Consider the following 18124-nt stretch of genomic DNA (forward strand, 5'->3'; position numbering starts at 1 on the left):
TGCTCAGCAGGAAGGAAGGCCCGATGGCCAGGATACTCGTGCTCTACTACTCATCCTACGGTCATATCGAGACCATGGCGGCGGCGGTTGCCGAGGGCGCGCGCGCCGCTGGCGCCACCGCCGTGCTCAAGCGGGTGCCCGAAATCGTGCCGGAAGCCGTTGCCATCAAGGCGGGCTACAAGCGCGATCAGGTCGCACCGGTCGCGACCGTCGCGGAACTGCCTGACTATGACGCGATCATCATCGGTACGCCGACACGCTTCGGCAACATGGCCGCGCAGATGAAAAACTTCCTCGATCAGGCGGGCGGTATCTGGGCGCGCGACGCTTTGGTCGGCCGCATCGGCAGCGTCTTCACCTCGACCGGAAGCCAGCATGGTGGCCAGGAATCGACGATCCTCGCCACCCATACCGTGCTTCTCCATCTCGGCATGGTGATTGCCGGCCTGCCCTACAGCTTCAAGGGTCAGATGCGCATGGACGAAATCACCGGCGGCTCGCCCTACGGCGCCTCGACGCTCGCCGACGACGGCAACGGCGGCGACCGTCGGCCAAGCGCCAACGAGCTGGAAGGCGCACGCTTCCAAGGACGCCACGTCGCAGACCTGGCGGCGGCGCTGGTCGCCGGTCGTGCGCGCGTGGCGGAGATTGCCTGATGGCCACGGCCACAACCTTCGCTCGGGAGAGAACAGATTGGGCGGGCGTGATGACGGTCGTTGCCGCCGGCGTGGTCGCGGCCATGCAGGTCGGCAAGGGGCTGATTGCCGGTCCGTTGCTTCAGTCCGACCTTGGGCTCGATCTCCCCGCCCTCGGCTGGATCACCTCGGTCTTCGCCATCGTCGGCGTCGTCGGCGGCATGGCGGCCGGCGCGTTCGTCACTGCTGCCGGGGACCGGCGTCTGGTCGGCATCGGGATGGCGATGCTGGCGCTCGGCTCCTTCAGTGGAGCGGCCAGCCACGCGTTCACGCTGCTTCTTCTGTCACGCATCGTCGAAGGCTTCGGGTTCCTGCTTGTCGTCGTCGCCGGCCCGGCCATTCTGATGCGCTTGGTGACATCGGATCGCCGCGACCTCGTCTTTTCGCTGTGGAGCTGTTTCATGCCGGCGGGCATCGCGGCCGCCATGCTGACGGGGCCACTTTTTCCCGATTGGCAAGCGATCTGGAGGAGCAACGGGCTGATCACGCTGGCAAGCCTGGCTTCCATCTTCCTGGCGGTGTCGCCGTCTCGGGAAACATCCAGCATCGCCGCCAGCTTCCGGGATGATGCGACCGAAACGCTTACAAGCCGCGGCCCGGTGCTGCTCTTCGTTCTGTTTTCGCTCTACAGCCTGATGAGCTTCACGCTTTCCAGCTTCCTGCCGATCCTGTTGGTCCAGCGTATGCACGTCTCGCTCGGGACCGTCGGCCTCCTCAGCGCCATCATCACACTGGTGAACGTCATCGGCAATCTTGCCGCCGGCCATCTGCTGTCTCGCAGCTTTGCCCGCGGCCGGTTGATCGCCAGCGCTGCCTTGCTGATGGGTGTGTTCGGCCTATGGATCTTCCTGAGCCAGTCCGGTGGAAATCTGATCTTCGGGCTTTGCGTGCTGTTTTCCGCGATCGGCGGCCTGATCCCCGCCACGTTGATCTCGTCGGTGCCGATCCTGTCGCCGCGTCCGGCGCTTGCGCCGTTGGCAATGGGGCTCTTGATGCAGGGCAGCAATCTGGGGCAACTCGTCGGGCCGGTTGCAGTCGGAACGGCGATCGAACGCTACGGCTGGGCCTCGGGCGCGGCCTTCATCGGCGTCGGCGCCCTTCTCTGCATCCTGCTTGCGAGCACACTGGAGCAGACCCTGCGAAGCAAGGCCCAACGGCGATGATGGCCTGCATGCAAAGAGCAAATCGCAAAGAAAAACCCACCGGCGGCAAACCGGTGGGTTCGGCATTTCCGGCGGATTGTCCGCGGATCAGACGAACTGGCTGAGGCCCGGAACCGAGGCGACGACTTCGTCGACCACTTCATCGCCTGCCTTTTCCTTGGCAAAGGCGATGGTCTCCTTGGCGAGCGAGGTGATTTCGCCCATGCCGAGACCCTGGCTCATCAGCTGCTGGCCGAGCGCCATGACGCCGCCGCCGCCGATCGCCGACATCAGGCCGCCGAGCAGACCGCCGCCACCCGTGCCTTCGCCATTGTACTGGGCGATGAGCTCGGAGGCGCCCGGAATCGCTTCGATCATCTGGGCAACCGGGCCGTCAGCGGCTTCGCGCTGCAGGAAGCCGAGGATCATGCCGACAGCCTTTTCGGCCGTTGCAGGCTCGATGCCGACGTTCTCCGCGACGCGCGTGACCAGTTCATTCATGGAAAAACTCCCTCACTTGGATTTTTGACGTTGACGTCAAGGTAAATGATCGCCCACCAAATAACAAGCCGTGAGCAGTGACTATCGGCCCGTCGATAACGCCGCTTTCCGGTCGCGCGCTGGCACAGCCTTGTTGCCGGGCGCAACCGCAGCACCTATAACAGAAAACCAGGCACATTTCGATGACGGGCACTTGCGATCAACCGCGAACCGCCCGCTTTCATTGATGAAACGGAGATGAAGCCCACATGTTGGAAGAAGGCAAGCTCTTTATCGGCACCAGCCGCAAGCCTGATGATTCGATCAACAAGGGCGAGTATCTGGAACTCAAGTTCGGCAACCGCCACGGCCTGATCACCGGCGCCACCGGCACCGGCAAGACGATCACCCTGCAGGTCCTCGCCGAAGGTTTTGCCAATGCCGGCGTCCCCGTCTTCTGCGCCGACGTCAAGGGCGATCTCTCCGGCATCGGCGCGATCGGCGAGCCCAAGGATTTCATCCTGAAGCGCGCCGAGCAGATCGGCCTGCCGACAAATCCTTACGAGTTCCAGGAATTCCCGGTCATCTTCTGGGATCTCTACGGCGAGAAGGGCCATCGCGTCCGCACCACCATGTCGGAAATGGGGCCCCTGCTCCTTTCGCGGCTGATGAACGCCACGGATGCGCAGGAAGGCGTGCTCAACATCGCCTTCAAGATCGCCGATGAGGGCGGCCTGCCGCTGCTCGACCTGAAAGATCTGCAGGCGCTGCTCAACTACATGGGCGACAATGCCAGCGCGCTCTCCAATCAGTTCGGTTTCATCTCCAAGGCCTCGGTCGGTTCGATCCAACGCGAACTCCTGATCCTCGAACAGCAGGGCGCCGAACATTTCTTCGGCGAACCGGCGCTGAAGATCACCGACATCATGCGCACGACCAATGACGGGCGCGGCGCGATCTCGGTGCTGGCGGCCGACAAGCTGATGATGAACCCGCGGCTCTATGCGACCTTCCTGCTTTGGCTGCTTTCGGAACTGTTCGAGGAACTGCCTGAGGTGGGCGACCCGGACAAGCCGAAGCTGGTGTTCTTCTTCGACGAGGCGCATCTGCTTTTCAACGATGCGCCGAAGGTGCTGACGGAGCGTGTCGAACAGGTCGTGCGCCTGATCCGCTCCAAGGGCGTGGGCGTCTACTTCGTCACGCAAAACCCGCTCGACGTGCCGGAAACGATCCTCGGCCAGCTCGGTAACCGCGTTCAGCACGCGCTTCGCGCCTATACGCCGCGCGACCAGAAGGCGGTGAAGACCGCCGCTGACACCTTCCGCCCGAACCCGGACTTCGACTGCGCCACCGTCATCACCAATCTCGGCACCGGCGAGGCTCTGGTCTCGACGCTCGAAGGCAAGGGTGCGCCCTCGATGGTCGAGCGCACGCTCGTGCGTCCGCCGCAATCGCGCGTCGGTCCGCTGACCGAGGCCGAGCGGCAAAAGGTGATGGATGTGAGCCCGGTCCGCGGTCTCTATGACGAGGATTTCGACCGCGAATCGGCCTATGAGATGCTGACCGCGCGCGCCAAGAAGACGGCCGAAGCGCAGGCGCAAGCACAAGAACAGGCCGAACAGCAGACAACGGAAGCGAATACCGGCGGCAGCCGCTGGACGCTGCCCGGCTTCGGCGACGACGAGGCGGCGGCACCAGCGGGCAAGCAGGCGCGGCCACGCAGCTCCGGCTACCAGCGCGAGACGGTCGTCGAAGCCGCGATGAAATCGGTCGCTCGCACCGTCGCGACCCAGGTCGGCCGCGCCCTGGTGCGCGGCATCCTCGGCAGCCTCAGCCGACGCTGAACATAGCCGCGGCAACCGGCAATGCTTGAGGTCGATATTTTGCCCGCGCCCTGATTTCGATCGAGGCGCGTCGTTATTTTGAAAGGAACATTCGCATGGACGTTAAGGATTCGAACGGCGCCATCCTCCAGGACGGCGACAACGTTACCCTGATCAAGGATCTGAAGGTCAAGGGCACCTCTACGACGCTGAAGCGCGGCACGATGGTCAAGGGTATTCGCCTCACCGACAACCCTGATGAAGTCGAATGCCGGGTGGAGAAGATCAAGGGCCTGGTGCTGCGCACCGAGTTTTTGAAGAAGGCATAGCCCACGGCTGACGGCCTTCTCCGTCGGCAGCCACCTCATGCAGCGCCTGCGTGGAGCATCATGATCTCCGAGAACACAAAAGCCCGGCGGAACGATCCGCCGGGCTTTTGGATTCCGATTGGAATTCAGATATCAGGCAACCGTCAGCTTGACGTCGATATTGCCCTTGGTCGCATGGCTATAGGGGCAAACGATATGCGCCTTCTGGACGAGGTCTTCGAGAACCGCCTTGTCGACGCCCGGAGACGTGATCTCAAGCGCGGCATCGATACCGAAGCCGGTGCCATCTTCGCGCGGACCAATGCCGACTGTTCCCGTCACTTTCGTGTCTTCCGGAAGCTTTACCTTCTCCTTGCCGGCGACGAACTTCAGGGCGCCGAGGAAGCAGGCCGAGTAGCCAGCGGCAAAGAGCTGTTCAGGATTGGTGCCGCGGGCGCCGTCGCCGCCAAGTTCCTTCGGCACAGTAAGGGTGACATCGAGAACGCCATCGGCGCTCTTGGCCTGGCCAGCACGGCCACCGGTTGCGGATGCAGTGGTGCGGTAGAGAATAGGCATTGGCGGTCTCCTTTGCGTTTCCAAGTGGATGAGGGTTAGATAGCGCAAAATTCAATTGCGTGCAAATTAATTTTGCAAATTGCATTTTCGCCCTGTTTTTGCGAGAATGCGACCATGGCAAACAAAGCGGCACATATAGATACCATTCCGGAGGAGGCGCTGTCGCTCGGCAAGCAGCTCTGCTTTGCCGTCTATTCGGCGGCGCATGCCTTCAATCGTGCCTACAAGCCGCTGCTCGATCGTTTCGGCCTCACCTACCCGCAATATCTCGTGCTGCTTGCGCTATGGCAACAGGACGAAATGACGGTGAAGCGCATTGGCGAGGAGATAGGGCTCGATTCCGGAACGCTGTCGCCGCTTCTGAAACGCCTGGAGGCAGCCGGCTTTGTCGCGCGCCAGCGCGACCCAGGTGACGAGCGACAGGTAATCGTTCGCCTCACGGAGAAAGGCCGCGATTTGAAAAGCGAGGCCTTCGGTATTCTCATAGATATCGGCAAGGCTTCAGGCTGCAGCCTGGAAGAAGCGGGCGAAATCCGCGAGACGCTGCATCAGTTGACGCGGCAGCTCAATTCCGGCCATGGCGCGGACTGACATTTGCAGAGGCCGCCCCTCGTGACTGGGGGATGCCGCGAGCGACGACGCCCGTGGTTGTTAGATGACGAGGATCGGCGCCTTGCCACGCACGCGATCGTAGAGGTCCATGACATCCTGGTTGAGCATGCGAACGCAGCCGGACGAGACGGCCTTGCCGATCGACTTCCATTCCGGCGTTCCGTGGACGCGGTAGAGCGTGTCCTGACCATTCTGGAAGATGTAGAGAGCGCGTGAACCGAGCGGGTTGTTGAGGCCCGGCGCCATACCGCCATTCTTGGCCGAATAGGGTTTCAGCTGCGGCTGGCGGGCGACCATGCTGTCCGGCGGGGTCCAGCGCGGCCACTTCTGCTTCCACTGGATGACGCCGCGGCCCGACCAGGCGAAACCTTCACGGCCGAGGCCGACGCCGTAGCGCAGTGCCCGGCCGCCCGGCTGGATCAGATAGAGGTAGCGGTCACCGGTATCGACGACGATCGTTCCCGGCTGTTCGCCAAAGGGATCGCTGACCTCCTGACGATAGAAGCGCGCGTCGATCTGACGGAACGGTACCTCCGGCACCTGATAGCCGCCGTCGTACATGGAGGCATAAATATCCGAAACATAGAGGCCCTGCGGCGGCAGACCGGTCGGAACTGGCCCTGGGCCATCCTGCCTTTCATAGATGCCTTCCGCGCGCGGATCGGTAAAGCGTCCTTCGAGCGCAGGATTGCGGAACACAGGCGCCGTCTCATAGCGGAAGACGTCCGTGTTCATCGAGGAGGTGCAGCCTGCAAGACCGGCGGAGGCAAGAGCCAATCCGGACGAGCGGAGAAATTGACGGCGGGAGAAGACGACTGAAGAGGACATCGAACTCTGAAGGGCTTGAGTGCGGCCTGAGGAGTGCTGCATGAAATTGCTTAACGAAACACTACGCACAGCCCCTCGGAATGGGGCGATGCTTGCATTTCCGGCTGGACCGAAGCTTGCGTCTTGGCGTGAAACGAAGAGAACTCAGACGCTGTGAGCGTTGAAACGTGGCTGGCGCATCAGTGTTTCAAAATCCGGCGCGGAGAGCGGCCGGCTGAAGAAATAGCCTTGGATCTCGTCACAGCCGCTCTGGCGCAGGAACTCGACCTGGGCCTGGTTTTCCACACCTTCGGCGATGACGCGCAGGCCAAGATTTTGGGCGAGTGAGATGATCGCCGCGGTGATCGCGTTGTCGTCGAGATCGACAGGAATATCCGCAACGAAGGACCGGTCGATCTTAAGGCGGCGCACCGGGAAGCGCTTCAAGGCGCTGAGGCTAGAATAGCCGGTGCCGAAATCGTCGATTGCCAGGTGCACGCCGATCGCCTGCAGCTCATGCATGGTGGCAATCGCCCCCGGCACGTCCTGCATGATCAGGCTTTCCGTCAGCTCAAGCTCGAGACAGCAGGGCTCAAGCCCGGTTTCGGCGAGAATTGCCGCCACGTGACCTGCCCAGTTGCGCTCGCGGAACTGGCGCGCCGAAACGTTGACGCTGACGATCAGCGGCGGCAGGCCGTCATCCTGCCAGTCCTTGGCCTGGCGGCAAGCGGCGCGCAGCACCCAGTCACCGATCGGCACGATCAGCCCGGTTTCTTCGGCAAGCGGAATGAACTCGGCCGGCGAAACCGTGCCGCGCTCTGGATGACGCCAACGAAGCAAGGCTTCGGCTGCGAAAACGCGGCCATTCGCAAGGTTCATCTGCGGCTGGAACTGCAGAAAGAATTCTTCGTGTGCCAGCGCCCTGCGCAGCTCCTCCTGCTGACGCAGCTTCTCGTGCGCCTTGGCGGCCATTTCCTCGGTGAAGACCTGCAGATTGTTGCGCCCGAGCTCCTTGGCCCGATACATCGCCATGTCGGCATTGGCGAGCAGCTCGCCGACGGTCTTGCCCTGATTGGGAAAGCAGGCGACGCCCATGCTGCAGGTGACCTGCAGGCTTCGGCCCTCGATCTGCATCGGCCCCGCGATGGCGCGGCGAATATCTTCAAGCCTTGCCAGCACGACATCCCGTTCGCAGGGAAGGCCGTTCAGAAGCAGAATGAATTCGTCGCCGCCGACACGCACGACCATATCCGACTTGCGCACCGACGAGCGCATGCGGGAGGCGGTGACCTTCAACAGCTCGTCGCCGGCCGCATGGCCGAGCGTATCGTTGACCAGCTTGAAATTATCGAGATCGAGGAAGGCGAGCACCGCCCATTGACCGGTGCCGCGCAGGGCCTCCAGCGCCTCGGCGACCTGCTCCTCGAACAGCGCCCGGTTGGGCAGGCCCGTCAGCGCATCATGATGCGCCATGAAACTGATACGGTCCTCCGCGTGCTTGCGCTCGATTGCAATACCGGCGAGATGCGCCGCCATCGCAATCAGCTCCTTCTGCCCTTCGTTGGGAACGCAGACCGCGCCGGAATAGAGCGCAAATGTGCCAAGCACCTTGCGGTCGCGCGAATGGACGGGAGTCGACCAGCAGGAGCGGAACCCATAGGGTCGAACGAGCTCGCGATAATCGTCCCAGAGAGGATCGGCGAGAATGTCCGAGACGATCACCTGTTCGCCGCGCCAGGCCGCCGTGCCGCAGGAGCCCATGTGAGGGCCGATCTCGACGCCATGGATCGTCGCGCAATAGCTCTCGTCGAGGCTTGGTGCCGCGCCATGGAACAGGTGGCGGCCATCGGCCGACAGCAACAGCACCGACCCCTTGATGCCAGGCATCAGCGCCTCGATCAGCAGGATCATGTCGCGGAAGAATTCGTCGAGCGGTCGGCTGTTGGCGATCATTTCCAGTAGGCGGGCCTGCCCTTCGAGCAGGCGTTCGGCCGCCTTTCTGTCGGAGATATCGCGCGACACGCCGACGACGCCGACAATCTCGCCGCGCTTGTTGCGCAGCGGCACCTTGGAGGTCATCAGCCAGCGGTCGCGGCCCTTGCTGACGATCGCCCGTTCCTCGATGCCGAAAATCGGTTCGCCGGTTTCGATGACGCGGCGCTCGATGTCGGCGATCGCCTGTGCCATGTGCGGCGGATGGAGATCGAAGTCGGTCTTACCGACGATATCCTTGAGACCTTCCAGGCCGTTGTCGGCAACAGTCACCTGGTTGGCGATGAGGAACCGCCCTTCGACATCCTTGGCATAGATGTAGTCGGGCACATGGTTGATCATCGTCTCCAACCAGTAGTGGCGGTCTGCGATGTCGGGTTCGGTCGGAAAGATCCGCGCAACTTCTTCCGCCAGCCGATGGCTGGCATCGATCAGGCGACGTGTATCCTCGTTGCCGCCAGCATTTAAGGCGGCATATCGCGGATTGCGAGACGTGTTCTTCGCCAAGCAAGGCCTCCCGACGCGCTCAGCCGCGTCGCTGGTCGATCTTTCCCCACTTCACGTTAGACGAGCAAGAGTTAGCCCTTCCTAAATAACTTGTAGAAAAATCGTGCAGAGGTTGCAATCTCCAAGTTGCGTGCCTGAAAAGAAGGGGTGACGGCGCCACCCCTTCGTCGATTTCAGGACAGACGTCGGCGCGCCGCCGGCGCGAGCATCAGCAGTTGGTCGGCCACCACCATGATAACGATCGCAAGCCCCGTCAGCGGAAAAGTGAGGTCAAAGAAAATGGCCATGATCCACAATCCTGCATAGACACTGCGCTTCGGCGGCATCGGCGGCACCCCGACGCGCCCCGCCGGGCGACGCTTCCACCACATGACGACGGCGGAGAGCGAGATGAGCACGATGGACAGGCAGGCGGCAAGCATCAACAACTGATTGGCGCGCCCCCACTCCTGCCCCTTGTGCACGTTGATGCTCCATTCGATCGCCTTTCCGAGCGCCGGGTAATCGCCAAAGGCTACATCGACAAGCGGTTTGCCGGAGTACTGGTCGATGTGGATCGTGCGCTCCCGTGCGAGCTCGGCCGGAAAGATCGCGGCCGTGTAGACGCCGCTCTCATCGGTCGGGAGCGCCAGCTCATAGCCGGGCAGCATGCCGGCCTCATCGGCGATCGCGACCGCGCGGTCTATGCCGACCGGCTCGGCGCCGACGCCGCTCGACGTCGGGACCGGAGCATTCTCCATCAGCCAGTTCGCCCTGGGGAGGACATCGGTCGAAACCTTGGTCGCGGTTGGCACCTGGTCCCAAAGCACCGCGGGATAGCCGAGCCCCATGGCCGTCAGCTTGCCGTTGACGGTGGCGCCCCAGTAGCCGGACCACAGAAGACCGGAGAAGGCGAGGAAGACGATCAGCAGCCCGGCGACGATGCCGGTCACGGCATGAAGGTCACGCCAGAACACGCGGCGCGCGGGCGTGCCGCGCACGGTCAGCACACCGCCGGTCTGCTGGCGCGGCCACCAGAGATAAATGCCGGTGAAGACCAGCAGAATGGCAAAGCCCGCAACAATCTCGATGATCGTTTCGACCGACTTACCGAAATAGTCGAGGCTGTGCAGGTCCTCGACCACCTGATTGAACTCTTCCGTGGGCGCGACGTGATCGAGGATGGCGCCGGTATAGGGATCGACGAAGACCAGCATTTTGGCCTTGCCGATACCCACCGTGACGCGCGCCGAGCGATCGGCACCGGCGGGTGTGCGATAGGAGACGGCGGCGCTGCCGGGCACGGATTCGACAGCGGTGGCGACGATCGCCGAAGGCGGCAGCCGTTCGGTCCCGGCAGGCACGATGTTGCGATAGGCGAAGACGGTATCGTCGATCTCGTCGTTGAAGAGATAGAGGCCACCGGTGACGGCCAGGCTGATCATGAACGGGATGACGAGCAGGCCGGCAAAGAAGTGCCAGCGCCAGATGGCGCGATAGAGGGAAATGCCGCGCTCGGCGGCGACCGGCTGCGCTGCGGCGCCGGTAAAGGATGCGGTTGTCATGGGTTTCTCCGGGAAATCCGCATTATCGCGGCTTCGCCTCGTGATGGTCGGGTCGGTCGCGGATCACGGCCGGCGACGTCGAACAGCAGTTTCGACGCCTGGGAGGCCGTCAGCCGCCGCTCAAGCGGATATCAGGGAGAAACCCGATGGTGGCGCCCTAGGCCCTGTGCCGCCGCGGAGCACACCGCGAACAAACAGAAGTTCATTGGCAGGAACCGACACATGCCAGGCGAGAGATAGCGGTGGTGCGGCGATCGGATACGGCGCCGGCAGATCAGCGGGGGCGACGAGGCAGCAGGACTGGCATCCATGGCCTCTCGTACCACCTTTTCCGTCGGCATCGTCGTGGCCGGTGAGGCAGAGATCGGCAAACGTTCCATCGGGAAGCGCGTAGGCGGTCGTATCAGGCGCAACCGGCATGGCGACCGCCGGCTGCTGGATCAGGGCCGAGATGACGAGGACAAGCGCGCAGAGCAAACGCGCCGCCATGTCCGTCAACCGATCGCCTAGAAACCGTCGCGCCAAAAGTGCCCCCAAAATCGACTGCGACAGCTAAAGACCAACGGCGCGAAAGGCAAGCGGGCAATGGGCCGCATGGCCTATCAAAAGATTTCATGTGTGGTATCAGCGGCGCCGGCTTTCGCCGTCCAGCACGCTTGGCTTAAGACAAGGTCACGGCAACGACGGGAGGACGACATGCTGACGATCTACGGAGTCTATCGCTCGCGCGCATCGCGCAATTACTGGATGGCGCGGGAGCTCGGAATCCCCTTCACGTCCGTTCCGGTCATCCAGGCGCGCCGGGTTGCAGATCCGCTTGCCGCCGATGCGCCCATCAACACCAAGTCGCCGGCCTTCCTCGCCGTCAACCCGATGGGTCTGATTCCGGCGATCGAAGACGACGGCGTCGTACTGACGGAATCGCTTGCCAACAATCTTTTCCTTGCGCGCAAATACGGCGGCCCGCTGGGACCGGCTGATATCCGTGAAGAGGGACTGATGGGCAACTGGACGATGTGGGCGGCGACGGAGGTCGAGCCGCATGCGGTGCAGATCATCCTCACCTACGACTACGGCACTGAGGAAACCGACCAAGGCAGGGCAACGATCACTACCTGCGCCAAGTCCCTCGACAAGGTGTTTACCCGCCTGGAAGAGCACCTCGACGGGCGCGACTACCTGGTTGGCGATCGCTTCACCGTAGCCGACCTCAACCTCGCGGAAGTCTTCCGCTACGCCATGAGCCAGAAACAGCTCTTCGAGAAGCATCCACGCGTTTCGGCCTGGCTTGCCCGCTGCCATGCCCGCCCGGCTTTCAAGGCGATGATGGAAGAGCGGCTGAAAGAGCCGGCGGATTGAGCCGTCCGGAGGGGGGCTCGTTTCAAGTGATCAGCGCATGGTCGCCGCGTCGAAGCGTACGCGCGGCGCCCTGAGATCGAGCAGGCGCATGCCCTCCTCCACCTCGTCACGAACCCAGCGCTTGAAGGCGGCTGCGGCCTTGCTTTCCCGCCGCGATGGCGAGCTGACGAAGTAGTGGCCGTAGCCGGTGCCCACGCGGATACCGAAGGGCACGACCAAACTGCCTTGGGTGATCGCGAAGCCGGCGAGCGTCTGCCAGGCGAGCATGACCCCCTGCCCCGAGATCGCCGCATCGAGCACCAGCGACGCCTCATTGAACGTGTGGCGAACGGTCATTTCGGCACCGGAGAGGCCGACTTCGCGAAGCCACACCTCCCAGCTGAACATCGAGTGTCCGTCGATCACGGCGGGGAGCTTTAGAATATCTGCAGGTACGCGCAAGTTCTGCGCCACGACCGGCGAACAGACGGGAAAGACCTCCTGCTGCAACAGCAGTTCGGATTTAACGCCAGGCCAGTCGCCCGAGCCCACACGGATGCCGACATCCACATCCGATGTGTCGAGATTGACGAGCTTGGTCGTGGCATCGATGCGCAGGCGAATGTCGGGGTGGCGCTCGGCGAAACGGTTCAGCCGATAGACCAGCCAGCGGGCGGCAAAGACCGGTGCCACCGAGATCGTCAGCACCGACTCGTCGCGTCGCCGAGCCGAGGCCACGGCCTCCGCCAGCTCCTGAAAGGCGTTGCTGAGGCGGACGAGGAAACGCAGGCCAAAGTCGGTCGGGACGAGGCCGCGCGGCGTGCGCTCGAACAGGATGCGGCCAAGCTGGGCCTCCGCCTTGGCAATCTGCTGGCTGACGGCGCCTGAGGTCACGCCGAGCTCCTCGGCAGCAGCCGCCAACGAACCAAGGCGACCGGCCGCTTCCACGGCGCGAAGCCCGTTCAAATGGACGGAATTCAGATCTCTCATATAGTTTTCCTAAACCCGTTCGGTGCTATTCTCAATTGAAAAGACAGCGAGACAGGCAGATCATCCAAGCATCGAAAGGATGGGCCGCCATGTTGAAGCTTCTCTCGATGTTGACCGCATTCGCCACTTTTGAAAGTCGGAAGCAGGATACGCGACTAGCCTGGGCGCGTGACCCGCTGCAGCACCCGGATCTCGAGCGGATGGACGAACGCGAACTCGGTGATCTGCCCTTCCCCGGCTGGCCCTGGCCGCGCGCGGCCGAGTGCGCCAGCGACTGCCTGCAAGCCGGGGGCCGGTGACGGACAATGACCCTGTGATATGCTGACGGGATGAGCGAGGATCTCGACCGCAATTTCGCACGGGTCGTCAAGCTGGCGGAAGCCGCCGGCTTGCCGGAGGTTGCCATCGGCACCTCCTACGGCACGCCGGCACTGCTGGTGAAAGACAAGAGCTTCGTGCGCATGAAGGACGGCGACACGCTTGTCGTCATGTGTGCGCTCGAGGAAAAGGAATTGCTGCTGGAACTCGACCCGCAACTCTATTTCGAGACCGATCACTACAAAGGCTGGCCGGCGATGCTGGTTCGGCTTTCGGTGATCGACGATAAGAGCCTGACCGGGCGACTGGTTGCAGCCTGGCGCCAGAAGGCGCCAAAGCGGCTTGCTGCGAAACTCGCCGGCTGACCGCTTTCAGCTTCGATCCCCGACCTTGTAGATCAGGCAAACCTTGCCGTCATCGACCCTCTTCACGTCATCGAGTTGCACGTAGTGGCGCTGGGCGATGGTTTCGAACAGCGCCTTGCCCTTCCCCACCACCAGGGGATGGATGGTGAGACGCAATTCGTCGATCAGGCCGTGATCCATCAGGCTCGACACGGTGCGAGCGCCGCCGACGACATAGATGGTCCGACCCGGCTGGCGCCTTAGCTGCTCGATCTCGGCAGCATCGCGAACGATGGTGGCGTTGGCCCATTGCACCTCCGAGCGCTCTTTCGAGAGAACATAATGCGGCGTGCTCAAAGCAAAATCCGTATATTCGATCTCCTCCTGCGTCGGCACCTTGCCGGTAAACTCCAGCGGCGCATGCGGATTCTGTTTGATCGCGCTCCAATATTGCTCATAGCCCGAATACATGCCGCTCCCGAGGACGCAGGCATCGATCTCAGGCAGGAGGTCGAAGGTGTCCGACCAGGAATCGACCCAGTCCGTATAGCCATCCGGTCCATCGATCATCCCGTCGATGGACATCTGCATGCCGGCAACCACCTTGCGCATCGTCGTTGTCTCCCTGTTGGCGTTACGCAACAAGGACGTGCGCGCGGCGACTGAGCCGACATAGGCGGTAAAAATCTCGCGCCGGCGGCTGGGGGCATCCAATGAGCGGCCTTCCATTTCAGAGCTCGCGCCTATACCGGTGGAAGCTGACGGCCACACAGGTGTTCTTCCATGATCGTTCGCGACCGCCCCAGCCTTCTGAAACTGTTCTTCATCCTCAGAGGATCGGTCATTCAGCGGATCTTTCCGCAGGTGCTGTTCGTCTTCGGCCTTTCCGCCTTCGTCGTCTGGGCACACCGTGCCGATCCCGGCATCGTTCCAAGCGTCAACAGCGGCCCTTTCGCCCTGCTCGGCATTGCGCTCTCGGTGTTCCTCGGTTTCCGCAACAACGCCTGCTACGACCGCTGGTGGGAGGCGCGGAAGGATTGGGGGCAACTGATCTTCACGTCGCGCGATCTCGCCCGGCAGACACTGGTCCTGGTCGACGCGAAAGCATCGGAGAATGCGGCGCGGCAACGGCTCCTCAACATCGCCATCGCCTTTGCTCGCGCCCTGGTTGGCCACCTGCGGCCGGGCAATGATGCCACCAGGGCGCTCGCGCGACTGCCCGACGATCTCGCTCCCGGCTACAAGGCAAGCCGCAACGCGCCGGACTACCTCCTGCGTGAGATGGGCCGCGATCTCGCGGGCTTGCGCGCTTCGGGCGCGATCAGCGACTTTCAGTGGGCCCAACTGGATGGCACCGTCGGCAGGATGTCGGCGATGCTTGCCGCCTGCGAGCGCATCCGCAACACGCCGGTGCCTTTCGGCTACACGCTGCTCCTGCACCGCACCGCCTATCTCTTCTGCTTCCTGCTGCCCTTCGGCTTTGCCGATGCGCTCGGTTGGGCCACGCCCTTTGTCACCGCGCTGGTCGCCTACACCTTCTTCGGCCTCGATGCACTCGGGGACGAACTGGAGGAGCCGTTCGGCGTATTACCGAACGACCTGCCGATCATGGCGCTTGCCGAAACGATCGAGATCAACCTGCGCGAGGCGCTCGGCGAGACTGATCTTCCGCCCCTGCCGCAGCCCAAGGACTACATCCTGATGTAGCCCAGATGGTCGCGCAGCTCAGGTCTTGAGCGCGGCCAGGACCCGGGCAACGGCCGGACGCGCGGTCATGCGGTTGCGGTGATCCAGGATTTTCGGGAAACGCGCGGGATCCACACCGTCCGATTCGAGCCAGCCGGCGATGGTGAAAAGGTAGGGATCGGCAACCGAATAGGTCTCGCCCAGGACGAAGGGGCCTTCCAACATCGTGTTCTCGATCAGTTCGAAGCAGGCCGCCATGTTGGAGGCGACCTTGGCCTTCATTGCCTCGTGCGCCGCCGGATCGTCGGCCCAGCGCGCGCCGCGACGTCCATGGGCATGGGCGACATGCACCGTCGAGCAGAGATAGTTCATGAACGACTGCAACTGCGCAAAAGCAAAGGCATCGCCCCTTGGTGCAAGGTTCGCTGCCGGATTTGTCTCGGCGATATAGGTGAGGATCGCCGGCGTTTCGGTGATGACGCCCCGGTCGGTCAACAGCGCCGGCACCCGGCCCTTCGGGTTTACCGCGAGATAGTCGGGCTTGGTCTGTTCGGCGGTCGAAAAATCGACGCGGCGCGCCTCGTAGTCAGCGCCCGCCTCTTCCAGCGCGATATGCGAAGCCAATGAGCAGGTGCCCGGGGCGTAGAACAATTTCAACACTTCAACTCTCCTCTGCGATCACGCGGATCGGACGACGTGGTGCCGACAGACCCGACCCTGCCCTATCATTCTGGCGGACGGAAGCGGAATGCGTGCGATGAACCGTGCGCTTCCTAACGTTTCAACTCCAGACCAAAGATCGGCGGCAGAAGAAAGGAAGTCAGCCCGATTGACAAGCCCGAACGGATTTCAATAGAAGATCATTGTTACGTTATAACATTATTCGGAGTTGCTTATGAAAACGCTCTTTTCAACCCTCATCGCTGCTGGCCTGTTTGCCGCCGTCGCCACACCCGCCTTCTCCCATGGCGCATGGATCGGCGAGCGCTGGGGAACGCTGGCGGTGATCTACGGCCACGGCCCCGCGGACGAATCCTATGATCCGGCCAAAGTGAAATCGGTCTCGGCCGTTGGCGAAGACGGTCAAGCGCTGCCGGTGACGATCGAGGCGGAAGACAATCACGCTAGGCTGAAACTCGATGGCAAGCCGGCGCTCGTCGCACTGGAGTTCGACAACGGCTATTGGAGCGAAGGCGCAGACGGCAAATGGGTGAACAAGCCCAGGAACGAGGTGCCCGGCGCCAAACAGGCGAGCCATTCGGTCAAATACAGCATCGCGCTGGTGCATGCGCATGGCGCACTGCCGGCCTTCCCGGCACAGCCGCTGCAGATCATCCCGCTCGACAACCCTGTTGGCCTGAAGTCGGGCGAGAAATTTCGCATCCGCCTATTGCTCGACGGCAAGCCGCTCGAAGGCAAGGAAATCACCCTCGACTATGCCGGATTGCCTGAGCTCGTCTCTGAAAAGACGAACGCGAATGGCGAAGCGGAAGTGACGCTGCGCAACGCCGGCGTCAACATTCTTGCCGTCAGCCACGCGATCCCGCTCGAAAGCAACATCGCCGCCGACAAGAAAGGTTTAACGGCCACGCTGACCTTCGTCGCCGAGCCGCACGTGCACGAATAGGCCTCCCGCCTCCCTCACCGCAATGCGGACCCAATCCTCGGGTTGGGGCCGAGATTGAGGTGGAGTTCAGAAGCACCGCCACGGCCCGGCAGGTATCCCTGCCGGGCCGTTTCCGGTCAGGCAACCAGCGCCTCGCCGCAACCGGGCACGTCTTCCAAGCGGTAGTAGACGGGAATGCCGCGTTCACGGGCGATGCGCACGTCGTTGTCGGCACCCTTGCTGTCGCCCGGCAGACGCAGCACCGCGTCGCACAGTGCCAGCAAGCGGCCGGCGACGGGATGGAAAATTTCCTCGTAGAGGTCGTCCCCGATGCGCTCGCCACCCGCCGCATTCCACACCGGCAGCGCCACCCATTCGCCGATGACAGGCACGTGCCCGGCCCGAAACAGCGCATAGGACGGCTCCTCCAGTCGCTTCAGGTTGGCGGCCATCTTGGCCGGGTCGTCTCCGGTTCCCGAGCGATAGGGCCCCGCGATCAAAATCAGCATGATCTTCTCCAAATTTTTGCACGAAATATCCAGATCATTCTGGAATATTCACGATATTTCGTGCAATATCGTGAAGAGTCAAGGAGGTATTCATGCTGACAACACAGAGACGGGCTTTGATTTCGGCACGGTTGGCGCGCGACGGCGAGATCGTCGCCAAGCGCCTGGCGGACGAACTGGACCTCTCGGAAGACACGATCCGGCGCGATCTCCGCGAGATGGCGGCGGAAGGTTTGCTGAAGCGCGTACATGGCGGCGCGCTGCCGCTGGTCCCGCCGCTACCAAACTTTACCGCACGGCAGGAGATTGCCGGCGACGTCAAACACCGGCTTGGGCGAAAGGCCGCGACGATGATCGAGGCGGGCCAGACGATCTTTCTCGACGGCGGCACGAGCAACGCGGAAATCGCGCGGGCACTGCCGCGGGAGATGCGGCTGACCGTCGTCACCCACAGCCCGACGATTGCCGCCGAGCTCGAACGCCACGAAGCCGAAGTGATCCTGATCGGTGGCCGGCTCTACAAACATTCGATGGTTGCGACGGGCGCGGCGGCGCTCACCGCCATCGCCGGCATCCGCATCGACCTGTTCTTCCTCGGCGTCACCGCCATTCATCCGGTTCACGGAGTTTCCACCGGCGACTTCGAGGAGGCGGCCGTCAAGCGCGCGATCCTCGCCCAGGCCGCCGACACCTATGTGCTTGCGACAGCGGAGAAATTCGACGCAGTTTCGCCACATCGCGTGGCCGGAATCGCCGATCTCGCCGGCTTCATCGTACCGGTGGAAATCGAGCGCCAGATGCTAACGCCCTATGACGACGCGAGCGTTGTGATGATCGGCGCCTGACG

21 protein-coding genes are annotated in these 18124 nt (G+C 62.7%); 11 read left to right on the forward strand and 10 right to left on the reverse strand.

What is annotated here, in order from left to right; all coding sequences use genetic code 11:
• The first annotated feature begins 23 nt into the window (after nt 1-23).
• Nucleotides 24-656: an NAD(P)H:quinone oxidoreductase gene (gene wrbA, locus ASE60_RS11965; RefSeq protein WP_057250521.1), complete on the forward strand. Its 633-nt coding sequence runs from the start codon at nt 24-26 to the stop codon at nt 654-656.
• Entirely contained in the window at nt 656-1858 is a 1203-nt protein-coding gene (locus ASE60_RS11970; RefSeq protein WP_200964173.1) for an MFS transporter, read from the forward strand. Before wrbA ends, ASE60_RS11970 begins: the two co-directional genes overlap by 1 nt.
• Nucleotides 1859-1945: 87 nt before the next feature.
• On the opposite strand, the gene ASE60_RS11975 is transcribed toward ASE60_RS11970, so the two are convergent.
• Nucleotides 1946-2338, reverse strand: a complete 393-nt coding sequence (locus tag ASE60_RS11975) for a DUF2780 domain-containing protein (protein ID WP_057250522.1) — start codon at nt 2336-2338, stop codon at nt 1946-1948.
• Nucleotides 2339-2586: 248 nt separating this feature from the next.
• On the opposite strand from ASE60_RS11975, the gene ASE60_RS11980 reads away from it, so the two are divergent.
• A complete protein-coding gene (locus ASE60_RS11980) occupies nt 2587-4161 on the forward strand; it encodes a helicase HerA-like C-terminal domain-containing protein (RefSeq protein ID WP_057250524.1) in 1575 nt (524 codons plus the stop codon).
• A gap of 95 nt (nt 4162-4256) precedes the next feature.
• On the forward strand, nt 4257-4469 hold the full coding sequence (locus tag ASE60_RS11985; protein WP_057250526.1) for an alkylphosphonate utilization protein: 213 nt from the start codon (nt 4257-4259) through the stop codon (nt 4467-4469).
• Between the two features lie 132 nt (nt 4470-4601).
• Here the strand turns inward: ASE60_RS11985 and ASE60_RS11990 are convergent, their stop codons facing one another.
• Entirely contained in the window at nt 4602-5024 is a 423-nt protein-coding gene (locus tag ASE60_RS11990; protein WP_057250528.1) for an organic hydroperoxide resistance protein, read from the reverse strand.
• Nucleotides 5025-5138: 114 nt separating this feature from the next.
• On the opposite strand from ASE60_RS11990, the gene ASE60_RS11995 reads away from it, so the two are divergent.
• The gene (locus ASE60_RS11995) at nt 5139-5615 is read left to right on the forward strand and encodes a MarR family transcriptional regulator (RefSeq protein WP_057250530.1); all 477 of its coding nucleotides are present in this window, start codon (nt 5139-5141) and stop codon (nt 5613-5615) included.
• 60 nt (nt 5616-5675) lie between these two features.
• Here ASE60_RS11995 and ASE60_RS12000 read toward each other — a convergent pair whose 3' ends face one another.
• From ASE60_RS12000 to ASE60_RS34550, 4 genes are all read right to left on the reverse strand, one after another.
• On the reverse strand, nt 5676-6464 hold the full coding sequence (locus ASE60_RS12000; protein WP_057250532.1) for a L,D-transpeptidase family protein: 789 nt from the start codon (nt 6462-6464) through the stop codon (nt 5676-5678).
• 144 nt (nt 6465-6608) lie between these two features.
• The gene (locus tag ASE60_RS12005) at nt 6609-8942 is read right to left on the reverse strand and encodes an EAL domain-containing protein (protein WP_057250534.1); all 2334 of its coding nucleotides are present in this window, start codon (nt 8940-8942) and stop codon (nt 6609-6611) included.
• Between the two features lie 173 nt (nt 8943-9115).
• Nucleotides 9116-10486, reverse strand: a complete 1371-nt coding sequence (locus ASE60_RS12010) for a PepSY domain-containing protein (protein ID WP_057250536.1) — start codon at nt 10484-10486, stop codon at nt 9116-9118.
• A 120-nt stretch (nt 10487-10606) separates the two neighbouring features.
• Nucleotides 10607-10975: a hypothetical protein gene (locus ASE60_RS34550; RefSeq protein ID WP_143032883.1), complete on the reverse strand. Its 369-nt coding sequence runs from the start codon at nt 10973-10975 to the stop codon at nt 10607-10609.
• Nucleotides 10976-11182: 207 nt separating this feature from the next.
• Here ASE60_RS34550 and ASE60_RS12020 point away from each other — a divergent pair, with 207 nt between their 5' ends.
• On the forward strand, nt 11183-11845 hold the full coding sequence (locus ASE60_RS12020; protein ID WP_057250540.1) for a glutathione S-transferase family protein: 663 nt from the start codon (nt 11183-11185) through the stop codon (nt 11843-11845).
• A 30-nt stretch (nt 11846-11875) separates the two neighbouring features.
• On the opposite strand, the gene ASE60_RS12025 is transcribed toward ASE60_RS12020, so the two are convergent.
• Nucleotides 11876-12814, reverse strand: coding sequence for a LysR substrate-binding domain-containing protein (locus ASE60_RS12025; RefSeq protein ID WP_057250542.1), 939 nt, complete (start codon nt 12812-12814; stop codon nt 11876-11878).
• A 92-nt stretch (nt 12815-12906) separates the two neighbouring features.
• Between ASE60_RS12025 and ASE60_RS12030 the strand changes: the two genes are divergently transcribed.
• Together ASE60_RS12030 and ASE60_RS12035 are read left to right on the forward strand one after the other, a co-directional pair.
• Nucleotides 12907-13113: a hypothetical protein gene (locus ASE60_RS12030; RefSeq protein ID WP_306341282.1), complete on the forward strand. Its 207-nt coding sequence runs from the start codon at nt 12907-12909 to the stop codon at nt 13111-13113.
• Between the two features lie 30 nt (nt 13114-13143).
• Nucleotides 13144-13497, forward strand: coding sequence for an MmcQ/YjbR family DNA-binding protein (locus ASE60_RS12035; protein WP_057250546.1), 354 nt, complete (start codon nt 13144-13146; stop codon nt 13495-13497).
• A gap of 6 nt (nt 13498-13503) precedes the next feature.
• On the opposite strand, the gene ASE60_RS12040 is transcribed toward ASE60_RS12035, so the two are convergent.
• Nucleotides 13504-14190 (reverse strand): dihydrofolate reductase family protein, encoded by a 687-nt coding sequence (locus tag ASE60_RS12040; protein ID WP_200964174.1) that lies wholly within the window; start codon nt 14188-14190, stop codon nt 13504-13506.
• Nucleotides 14191-14259: 69 nt separating this feature from the next.
• On the opposite strand from ASE60_RS12040, the gene ASE60_RS12045 reads away from it, so the two are divergent.
• Nucleotides 14260-15183 carry a bestrophin family protein gene (locus ASE60_RS12045; protein ID WP_057250549.1) on the forward strand — a complete coding sequence of 308 codons (924 nt, stop codon included), beginning with the start codon at nt 14260-14262 and terminating at the stop codon, nt 15181-15183.
• 18 nt (nt 15184-15201) lie between these two features.
• Here the strand turns inward: ASE60_RS12045 and ASE60_RS12050 are convergent, their stop codons facing one another.
• The gene (locus tag ASE60_RS12050; RefSeq protein WP_057250551.1) at nt 15202-15822 is read right to left on the reverse strand and encodes a glutathione S-transferase N-terminal domain-containing protein; all 621 of its coding nucleotides are present in this window, start codon (nt 15820-15822) and stop codon (nt 15202-15204) included.
• 235 nt (nt 15823-16057) lie between these two features.
• Between ASE60_RS12050 and ASE60_RS12055 the strand changes: the two genes are divergently transcribed.
• Nucleotides 16058-16789 carry a DUF4198 domain-containing protein gene (locus ASE60_RS12055; protein WP_057250553.1) on the forward strand — a complete coding sequence of 244 codons (732 nt, stop codon included), beginning with the start codon at nt 16058-16060 and terminating at the stop codon, nt 16787-16789.
• 116 nt (nt 16790-16905) lie between these two features.
• Here ASE60_RS12055 and ASE60_RS12060 read toward each other — a convergent pair whose 3' ends face one another.
• On the reverse strand, nt 16906-17277 hold the full coding sequence (locus tag ASE60_RS12060; RefSeq protein WP_057250555.1) for a hypothetical protein: 372 nt from the start codon (nt 17275-17277) through the stop codon (nt 16906-16908).
• Between the two features lie 92 nt (nt 17278-17369).
• Between ASE60_RS12060 and ASE60_RS12065 the strand changes: the two genes are divergently transcribed.
• Nucleotides 17370-18122, forward strand: coding sequence for a DeoR/GlpR family DNA-binding transcription regulator (locus tag ASE60_RS12065; protein ID WP_057250557.1), 753 nt, complete (start codon nt 17370-17372; stop codon nt 18120-18122).
• The last annotated feature ends 2 nt before the right edge of the window (nt 18123-18124 follow it).

The sequence above is a fragment of the Ensifer sp. Root278 genome, from assembly GCF_001429285.1.
Lineage (GTDB): Bacteria > Pseudomonadota > Alphaproteobacteria > Rhizobiales > Rhizobiaceae > Ensifer.

What these genes read in the sequence shown, in the direction of transcription:
- ASE60_RS12025 (WP_057250542.1), bottom strand. Translation starts at nt 12,814, where the DNA reads ATGAGAGATCTGAATTCCGTCCATTTGAACGGGCTTCGCGCCGTGGAA.
- ASE60_RS11995 (WP_057250530.1), top strand. Translation starts at nt 5,139, where the DNA reads ATGGCAAACAAAGCGGCACATATAGATACCATTCCGGAGGAGGCGCTG.
- ASE60_RS12055 (WP_057250553.1), top strand. Translation starts at nt 16,058, where the DNA reads ATGAAAACGCTCTTTTCAACCCTCATCGCTGCTGGCCTGTTTGCCGCC.
- ASE60_RS34550 (WP_143032883.1), bottom strand. Translation starts at nt 10,975, where the DNA reads ATGGCGGCGCGTTTGCTCTGCGCGCTTGTCCTCGTCATCTCGGCCCTG.
- ASE60_RS12045 (WP_057250549.1), top strand. Translation starts at nt 14,260, where the DNA reads ATGATCGTTCGCGACCGCCCCAGCCTTCTGAAACTGTTCTTCATCCTC.
- ASE60_RS11980 (WP_057250524.1), top strand. Translation starts at nt 2,587, where the DNA reads ATGTTGGAAGAAGGCAAGCTCTTTATCGGCACCAGCCGCAAGCCTGAT.
- ASE60_RS12010 (WP_057250536.1), bottom strand. Translation starts at nt 10,486, where the DNA reads ATGACAACCGCATCCTTTACCGGCGCCGCAGCGCAGCCGGTCGCCGCC.
- ASE60_RS12035 (WP_057250546.1), top strand. Translation starts at nt 13,144, where the DNA reads ATGAGCGAGGATCTCGACCGCAATTTCGCACGGGTCGTCAAGCTGGCG.
- ASE60_RS12060 (WP_057250555.1), bottom strand. Translation starts at nt 17,277, where the DNA reads ATGCTGATTTTGATCGCGGGGCCCTATCGCTCGGGAACCGGAGACGAC.
- ASE60_RS12020 (WP_057250540.1), top strand. Translation starts at nt 11,183, where the DNA reads ATGCTGACGATCTACGGAGTCTATCGCTCGCGCGCATCGCGCAATTAC.
- ASE60_RS11975 (WP_057250522.1), bottom strand. Translation starts at nt 2,338, where the DNA reads ATGAATGAACTGGTCACGCGCGTCGCGGAGAACGTCGGCATCGAGCCT.
- wrbA (WP_057250521.1), top strand. Translation starts at nt 24, where the DNA reads ATGGCCAGGATACTCGTGCTCTACTACTCATCCTACGGTCATATCGAG.
- ASE60_RS11990 (WP_057250528.1), bottom strand. Translation starts at nt 5,024, where the DNA reads ATGCCTATTCTCTACCGCACCACTGCATCCGCAACCGGTGGCCGTGCT.
- ASE60_RS11970 (WP_200964173.1), top strand. Translation starts at nt 656, where the DNA reads ATGGCCACGGCCACAACCTTCGCTCGGGAGAGAACAGATTGGGCGGGC.
- ASE60_RS12000 (WP_057250532.1), bottom strand. Translation starts at nt 6,464, where the DNA reads ATGTCCTCTTCAGTCGTCTTCTCCCGCCGTCAATTTCTCCGCTCGTCC.
- ASE60_RS12065 (WP_057250557.1), top strand. Translation starts at nt 17,370, where the DNA reads ATGCTGACAACACAGAGACGGGCTTTGATTTCGGCACGGTTGGCGCGC.
- ASE60_RS11985 (WP_057250526.1), top strand. Translation starts at nt 4,257, where the DNA reads ATGGACGTTAAGGATTCGAACGGCGCCATCCTCCAGGACGGCGACAAC.